This window comes from Cytobacillus spartinae (assembly GCF_042865285.1).
GTDB lineage: Bacteria > Bacillota > Bacilli > Bacillales > Cytobacillaceae > Robertmurraya_A > Robertmurraya_A spartinae.
Window position 1 is genome coordinate 138,376 of sequence record NZ_JBIACK010000012.1, and the last position, 6,709, is coordinate 145,084.

General features: G+C 39.2%; 7 protein-coding genes, 11 tRNA genes and 1 rRNA gene. 18 read left to right on the plus strand and 1 reads right to left on the minus strand.

Going from position 1 to position 6,709, the window contains the following annotated elements:
• The first annotated feature begins 20 nt into the window (after positions 1-20).
• From ACFYKX_RS20695 to ACFYKX_RS20715, 5 genes are all read left to right on the plus strand, one after another.
• Positions 21-350 carry an anti-sigma factor antagonist gene (locus ACFYKX_RS20695; protein ID WP_389363209.1) on the plus strand — a complete coding sequence of 110 codons (330 nt, stop codon included), beginning with the start codon at positions 21-23 and terminating at the stop codon, positions 348-350.
• Positions 350-823, plus strand: coding sequence for an anti-sigma B factor RsbW (gene rsbW / locus ACFYKX_RS20700; protein ID WP_389363211.1), 474 nt, complete (start codon positions 350-352; stop codon positions 821-823). The genes ACFYKX_RS20695 and rsbW overlap by 1 nt, the downstream gene beginning before the upstream one ends.
• Positions 801-1,595 carry an RNA polymerase sigma factor SigB gene (gene sigB / locus ACFYKX_RS20705; protein WP_389363213.1) on the plus strand — a complete coding sequence of 265 codons (795 nt, stop codon included), beginning with the start codon at positions 801-803 and terminating at the stop codon, positions 1,593-1,595. The genes rsbW and sigB overlap by 23 nt, the downstream gene beginning before the upstream one ends.
• Entirely contained in the window at positions 1,592-2,188 is a 597-nt protein-coding gene (locus ACFYKX_RS20710) for a PP2C family serine/threonine-protein phosphatase (RefSeq protein WP_389363215.1), read from the plus strand. Before sigB ends, ACFYKX_RS20710 begins: the two co-directional genes overlap by 4 nt.
• Positions 2,189-2,354: 166 nt before the next feature.
• Positions 2,355-4,493 carry a Tex family protein gene (locus tag ACFYKX_RS20715; protein WP_389363238.1) on the plus strand — a complete coding sequence of 713 codons (2,139 nt, stop codon included), beginning with the start codon at positions 2,355-2,357 and terminating at the stop codon, positions 4,491-4,493.
• A 19-nt stretch (positions 4,494-4,512) separates the two neighbouring features.
• Here the strand turns inward: ACFYKX_RS20715 and cmpA are convergent, their stop codons facing one another.
• A complete protein-coding gene (gene cmpA, locus ACFYKX_RS20720) occupies positions 4,513-4,626 on the minus strand; it encodes a cortex morphogenetic protein CmpA (RefSeq protein ID WP_389363217.1) in 114 nt (37 codons plus the stop codon).
• Positions 4,627-4,722: 96 nt separating this feature from the next.
• Here cmpA and ACFYKX_RS20725 point away from each other — a divergent pair, with 96 nt between their 5' ends.
• From ACFYKX_RS20725 to ACFYKX_RS20785, 13 genes are all read left to right on the plus strand, one after another.
• Complete coding sequence (locus ACFYKX_RS20725) at positions 4,723-5,184, plus strand: SprT family protein (RefSeq protein WP_389363219.1); 462 nt, start codon at positions 4,723-4,725, stop codon at positions 5,182-5,184.
• A gap of 274 nt (positions 5,185-5,458) precedes the next feature.
• Positions 5,459-5,533 (plus strand) — tRNA-Asn (locus ACFYKX_RS20730).
• A gap of 3 nt (positions 5,534-5,536) precedes the next feature.
• Positions 5,537-5,627, plus strand: a tRNA-Ser gene (locus ACFYKX_RS20735).
• A 9-nt stretch (positions 5,628-5,636) separates the two neighbouring features.
• Positions 5,637-5,708: transfer RNA gene (locus ACFYKX_RS20740), tRNA-Glu, on the plus strand.
• Positions 5,709-5,742: 34 nt separating this feature from the next.
• Positions 5,743-5,818: transfer RNA gene (locus tag ACFYKX_RS20745), tRNA-Asp, on the plus strand.
• An 8-nt stretch (positions 5,819-5,826) separates the two neighbouring features.
• A tRNA-Gln gene (locus ACFYKX_RS20750) sits at positions 5,827-5,901 on the plus strand.
• 7 nt (positions 5,902-5,908) lie between these two features.
• Positions 5,909-5,984: transfer RNA gene (locus tag ACFYKX_RS20755), tRNA-Lys, on the plus strand.
• Between the two features lie 18 nt (positions 5,985-6,002).
• Positions 6,003-6,087 (plus strand) — tRNA-Leu (locus tag ACFYKX_RS20760).
• A gap of 56 nt (positions 6,088-6,143) precedes the next feature.
• Positions 6,144-6,229, plus strand: a tRNA-Leu gene (locus ACFYKX_RS20765).
• Between the two features lie 24 nt (positions 6,230-6,253).
• Positions 6,254-6,330 (plus strand) — tRNA-Arg (locus ACFYKX_RS20770).
• 9 nt (positions 6,331-6,339) lie between these two features.
• Positions 6,340-6,416: transfer RNA gene (locus tag ACFYKX_RS20775), tRNA-Pro, on the plus strand.
• Between the two features lie 29 nt (positions 6,417-6,445).
• Positions 6,446-6,519 (plus strand) — tRNA-Gly (locus ACFYKX_RS20780).
• 81 nt (positions 6,520-6,600) lie between these two features.
• Positions 6,601-6,709 (plus strand): 16S ribosomal RNA (locus tag ACFYKX_RS20785); the annotation flags it as partial.

The following is a 6,709-nucleotide window of genomic DNA, read 5'->3' on the forward strand; positions in this document are numbered from 1 at the left end:
TGTCAAAGGTGGGTCAGTAGATGAATATTTCAATAGATGTAAAAGAAACAAATCGTTTGGTGGAAGTAAAGGTTGGCGGAGAAATTGATGCTTATACTGCTCCGAGACTGCGTGAAACACTTTTTCCACTAACTGAAAAGGAATCAGTTACCATGATCATTGATCTATCTGATGTTAATTACATGGATAGTACAGGGCTAGGGGTTTTCGTTGGTGTATTTAAAAACATTCGTTCTAATAACGGTCAATTCCAACTTAGAGGGTTATCTGACCGATTGAAAAGACTATTTGAAATAACGGGACTAGCAGATATTATGGATATCAACAGCCAGATTGAGGGTGGAATATAATGAATGAACCATTTGACTATATAGAAATGAAGGTGCCGGCCAAACCCGAGTACGTAGGGGTGATTCGGTTAACTTTATCAGGAATAGCTAGTAGAATGGGTTTTTCATATGATGAAATAGAAGATTTAAAAATAGCTACAAGTGAAGCGTGTACAAATGCTGTTCAACATGCATATAAAATAAATGAGATTGGTGAATATATTGTAGGGTTTGGGTTATTTAGCGATCGCATTGAAGTGATGGTTGCTGATAATGGTCAGAGCTTTGATTTTCATAAAGCACGTAAGGAGATGGGTCCTTATGACCAAAATGACTCCGTTGAGATTTTGAGAGAAGGAGGCCTAGGCCTTTACCTAATTGAAACATTGATGGATGAAGTGAGAGTCCATTATAAAGAGGGTGTTACGGTCTTTATGACTAAGTACCTAGAAGGGGAGCAGGTGGAGAGGAATGCAGAAAGAATCTCAACCTAATCAGCTAACAAGAGATGAAATCAATAAATATATTAAGGCTTTCCAAGTCCATCAAGACGAGGAAGCGCAAAAACAGCTTGTTCTAAATTATCAAAGGCTTGTTGAAACAATTGCTCGAAAGTACTCCAAAGGTAGATCCTATCATGAGGATATTGTTCAAGTGGGGATTATAGGATTATTAGGGGCTATTCGAAGGTACGATGCGACATATGGAAAAACATTCGAAGCCTTTGCAGTGCCTACGATTGTTGGTGAAATTAAACGCTTTTTAAGGGATAAGACGTGGAGTGTGCACGTTCCCAGAAGGATTAAAGAAATAGGTCCTAAAATAAAGACAACGGTTGAGGAGCTTACAACAGTTTTACAAAGGTCCCCTAAAGTTGAAGAAATAGCAAAAGCTTTAGAAGTATCCGAAGAAGAAGTTCTAGAAGCAATGGAAATGGGAAAAAGTTATCAGGCGTTATCTGTAGACCATTCCATTGAAGCTGATTCCGAAGGTGGAACAGTCACTTTATTAGATATCGTTGGGAATATAGACTCTGGTTTTGAAAAGGTCAATCAAAGGCTTGTTCTTGAAAAAGTACTCCATGTCTTAACGGACCGTGAAAGAGAAATTATTCAGTATACTTATTTGGAAAATTTGAGTCAGAAAGAGACTGGTGAAAAATTAGGAATCTCTCAAATGCATGTTTCTAGACTGCAAAGAAGAGCCATTAAAAAGCTTCAAGATGCAATCAATGCAGAAAATAATAACTCGGAGTGTCTTTCATGACCAACTCATCTAAACAGAGAATTGAAGTAATTGCACATCAAACAACAAAGCAGGGAAAGACACAATGCGGAGATGATTATTATTTTTCCGAGAATCAGGATTATTTTATATGTGTACTAGCTGATGGGCTTGGAAGTGGGCCAAATGCGTTCGAGTCATCGTCTGAGGTTATAAAAGTTGTGAAAAATTATCATCATGAAGATGTGAATTCTATGATGACGCGTTGTAACGATGTTCTTTTTCAAAAGAGAGGAGCAGCTGTTGCTATCCTTAAGGTTGATTACAAAAATAATGAATTTATCTATAGTTGTGTCGGTAATATTCGATTTTTTCTTTATTCCTCTATGGGGAAACTCACCTATCCATTACCCGTAACCGGTTATTTATCCGGAAAGCCCCAAAGGTTTAATACCCAACGATTTCCTTATGAATCAAGTTCAAAGTTTCTGCTTTACTCTGATGGTTTTGACGTACAAGGGGTCAAAGGACTGCTTAAATCATATAGTTCCATTGAGAATATTGCGGAAGAAATTAAAAGCAAATATTCGTCTTCCGCAGATGATGCTACTTTTATTATCGGAAACCTTTTATGAGAGCTGTCGCATTTGGCAGCTCTTTATTTTTGGGTGTTGCATAAAGCTGTTAGAAGCAAATTATGTATAGCAACTATATTTTTGTTAAAATGATATAAATACATATATGAAGTTGGAGGATTATCTATTGGAGCAATTAGTCGAAAAACAAAATCAACTATTTAAGATGATCGCTACTGAACAATCTTTAACTGAAAAGCAAGTCAAGAGTGTTATCACTCTACTTGAAGAAGGAAATACTCTGCCGTTTATTGCTCGATACCGTAAGGAGCAGACCGGTGCATTAGATGAAGTTCAGATACGTAACATTATGGAAAGATGGAATTACATACAAAATCTAGAGCAGCGAAAAGAAGAAGTCATTCGCTTAATTGAAGAACAAGGAAAGTTAACGGAAGAACTAAAACGGGATATTAAGAAAGCGGTTAAATTGCAAGAAGTAGAAGATTTATATCGCCCATATAAGCAGAAGAGAAGAACAAAAGCGACTGTTGCTAAAGAAAAAGGATTAGAGCCATTAGCTGTGTGGATGATGACATTCCCTACAACTGGGTCGCTAGAGGAGAAGGCCCGAGAGTTTTTGTCTGATGAAAAAGAGGTAAATAGTATTGAAGAGGCAATGGATGGTGCAAAGGATATAATTGCCGAAATGGTCTCTGACGATGCTGATAGTCGTAAGTGGATTAGGAGAGAAACTTTTAAAACGGGATCGATTGAGACGCTGGTAAAAGATAAAGAAAAAGATGAGAAAAAAGTGTACGAGATGTATTACGAGTATGAAGAGCCTATTAATAAAATAGTACCCCATAGAATTTTAGCTGTTAACCGTGGAGAAAAAGAAACGATATTAAAGGTCGTAATCAAACCTAATGTAGATATGATTATGAGTTACTTATTAAAAAAATGGATTAAAAATACTCAAGCAATTACTTCTTCGTATGTTCAATCAGCAATAGAAGATGGATATAAGCGTCTCATCCAACCATCTATTGAGCGTGAGATTCGAAATGAACTAACAGAAAAGGCAGAAGAGCAAGCCATTCATATTTTCTCTGAAAATTTACGGAAATTACTTCTTCAACCACCTTTAAAGGGGAAAGTGGTACTTGGAGTAGACCCGGCATATCGAACAGGCTGTAAGCTTGCAGTCGTTGATGAAACGGGGAAAGTGCTTAAGATAGATGTTATTTACCCGCATCCCCCAGTTTCAAAGGCTAAAGAAGCTAGAGAGAAAATCGAAAGTATTTTAAAGTCTTTTGATGTTGAAATGGTTGCGGTAGGAAACGGAACTGCTTCTCGTGAGACAGAGCAATTTGTTGTAGATATTTTAAAAGAGCAGCCTGAGGAAATTTTCTATTTGATTGTAAACGAGGCAGGTGCAAGTGTATATTCTGCATCGGATCTTGCTCGTGAAGAATTTCCGAACTTACAGGTTGAGGAGCGTAGTGCAGTTTCTATTGCCCGACGTCTCCAAGATCCATTAGCGGAATTAGTAAAAATAGATCCGAAATCGGTTGGAGTTGGACAATATCAACATGATGTATCACAAAAAAGATTAGATGAATCGCTAACCTTTGTTGTAGAGACAGCAGTTAACCAGGTGGGTGTAAATGTAAATACAGCTTCATCATCATTGCTTCAATATGTAGCTGGTTTATCTAAAGCAGTTGCCAATAATATCGTGAAGAAGCGTGAGGAAGAAGGCAAATTTGTAAAACGTGATCAACTGAAAAAGATTCCTCGTCTAGGTGCAAAAACATATGAACAAGCAATTGGCTTCTTAAGAGTTATTGATGGTACGGAGCCATTAGATCGAACGGGAATCCATCCAGAAAATTATAATGAAGTGAAAAGCCTTCTAAAAAAACTTGGCTTTACATCCGCCGATTTAGGAACTGAACAGTTAAGAGACGAACTTTCAAAGTTAGATATACTTTCAACATCTAATGAATTAGGGATTGGTGAGCTTACTTTGAAAGACATTATAGATGCATTAATGAGGCCGGAAAGAGATCCGAGGGATGAGTTGCCGAAGCCGCTATTGAAGAAAGATGTTCTCCAACTTGAAGACCTAAAAGTTGGGATGGAACTACAGGGTACAGTCCGAAATGTAGTAGACTTTGGGGCTTTTGTAGATATTGGTGTAAAACAAGATGGACTCGTTCATATCTCCAAATTAAAAAGACAATTTGTTAAACACCCTTTAGATGTAGTTTCTGTTGGGGATGTTGTCACAGTATGGGTGGATTCGGTAGACACGAATAAGGGAAGAGTTGCATTAACGATGCTTTCGCCTTCAGAATAACAAAGAAGAACACTGCTGATTAAGAGCAGTGTTTTTTTCTGTAGAAAAACCAGCATTGGTTTAGTAATTTTATTTGATAATGATTCTTTTCATAAAAAGCCCTTTGCATTTGATTCTGAAACCATGTAGGCATTATCATACCTCCCATTTTAGGATTCAAAAGGTATATATAATGTATGCTATAATAGGTTGTCATGTTCACAAAAAGAAGCAAAAGGTGGGATATTGTATGAATGATAAAGAGTTGCAAGGTTTAGTTGAAAAACTCTCAGTACAATTCTTTAAAAAACTATTCCGACACAAAGCTTTCTTTAATAACAGACTGCGTACAACTGGTGGACGTTACATGCTTCATTCAGGAAATATAGAAATTAATAAAAAATACTTTGAGCAGCTCGGCCAAGAAGAACTTGAAGGTATTATTAAGCATGAGTTATGTCACTATCATCTTCATCAAGAAGGAAAAGGGTATAAACACCGTGATGCTGATTTTAGAAATTTATTGAATGCAGTAGGTGCCCCTCGGTTTTGTTCTACTCTGCCAGATCGACCAAATAGAACAAGTAGTAGCAAGTTATATATTTATTCTTGCAGTCAATGCAAACAGTTATATAGAAGAAAAAGATCAATCAATTTAACTAGATACGTGTGTGGTATATGTCGAGGGAAATTAATTAAAATGAAAAGTTGACAAGTCGTTTTAAACATGTTAAATTATTATTCCGCGCTTCGGTAAGAGGTGCTGAAAGAAATTAATTCTTGACTTTTAAATAACAACTTCTTATAATATGAAGAGTCGATAAGACGAGAATGAGTTATTCCGCAGTAGCTCAGTGGTAGAGCAACGAGCAAAACATCTATGAAAGTTCTGCGAGTTGTACTCATCGAGCCGCTACTTGGTTTATCTTCCTGAGATGAGGACAGTCGGCTAAGTCGTACTGAATGTAGGGTTAGTTTTAAATTATTCCGCAGTAGCTCAGTGGTAGAGCACTCGGCTGTTAACCGAGCGGTCGTAGGTTCGAATCCTACCTGCGGAGCCATATGGGGAAGTACTCAAGAGGCTGAAGAGGCGCCCCTGCTAAGGGTGTAGGTCGGGTAACCGGCGCGAGGGTTCAAATCCCTCCTTCTCCGCCATAATATTATGGCCCATTGGTCAAGCGGTTAAGACACCGCCCTTTCACGGCGGTAACACGGGTTCGAATCCCGTATGGGTCATTTGTTTTTTTGAAAATATTATATAATTTTATTTGGTCCCGTGGTGTAGCGGTTAACATGCCTGCCTGTCACGCAGGAGATCGCGGGTTCGATTCCCGTCGGGACCGCCATTAAATATTGGGCTATAGCCAAGCGGTAAGGCATCGCACTTTGACTGCGACATGCGTTGGTTCGAATCCAGCTAGCCCAGCCATCTTTTTGAGCCATTAGCTCAGTCGGTAGAGCATCTGACTTTTAATCAGAGGGTCGAAGGTTCGAGTCCTTCATGGCTCACCATTTAAAATTGGAAATTATGCGGGTGTGGCGGAATTGGCAGACGCACTAGACTTAGGATCTAGCGCCGCAAGGCGTGGGGGTTCGACTCCCTTCACCCGCACCAAAAATTACCATTGATTGTTGTTTCAAACCATGATATGATAACATCTCGCTCATAAAGCGGTCGTGGCGGAATGGCAGACGCGCTAGGTTGAGGGCCTAGTGGGGGCAACCCCGTGGAGGTTCAAGTCCTCTCGGCCGCACCAAACTTTGGAAATTATATGATAAATGCGCCCGTAGCTCAATTGGATAGAGCGTCTGACTACGGATCAGAAGGTTATGGGTTCGACTCCTTTCGGGCGCGCCATACTATTTACGGGGAGTAGCTCAGCTTGGTAGAGCACTTGGTTTGGGACCAAGGGGTCGCAGGTTCGAATCCTGTCTTCCCGACCATGTTACTTCTTAATAATAATACTTTTATCGCGGGTGTAGTTTAATGGTAAAACCTCAGCCTTCCAAGCTGATGTCGTGGGTTCGATTCCCATCACCCGCTCCATTTTTTGTTCTTTGAAAACTAAACAAATCATACGTCAACGTAAGTTTTAAAATTGTTTTAAACAAGAGCTAATCTTACTCTTTATTGGAGAGTTTGATCCTGGCTCAGGACGAACGCTGGCGGCGTGCCTAATACATGCAAGTCGAGCGAAGATTTAAAAGCTTGCTTTTGAATCTTAGCGGCGGACGGG

Bases quoted from the DNA above. Each gene is read 5' to 3' on its own strand.
- ACFYKX_RS20695 (WP_389363209.1), top strand. From the start codon at position 21: ATGAATATTTCAATAGATGTAAAAGAAACAAATCGTTTGGTGGAAGTA.
- rsbW (WP_389363211.1), top strand. From the start codon at position 350: ATGAATGAACCATTTGACTATATAGAAATGAAGGTGCCGGCCAAACCC.
- sigB (WP_389363213.1), top strand. From the start codon at position 801: ATGCAGAAAGAATCTCAACCTAATCAGCTAACAAGAGATGAAATCAAT.
- ACFYKX_RS20710 (WP_389363215.1), top strand. From the start codon at position 1,592: ATGACCAACTCATCTAAACAGAGAATTGAAGTAATTGCACATCAAACA.
- ACFYKX_RS20715 (WP_389363238.1), top strand. From the start codon at position 2,355: ATGATCGCTACTGAACAATCTTTAACTGAAAAGCAAGTCAAGAGTGTT.
- cmpA (WP_389363217.1), bottom strand. From the start codon at position 4,626: ATGCCTACATGGTTTCAGAATCAAATGCAAAGGGCTTTTTATGAAAAG.
- ACFYKX_RS20725 (WP_389363219.1), top strand. From the start codon at position 4,723: ATGAATGATAAAGAGTTGCAAGGTTTAGTTGAAAAACTCTCAGTACAA.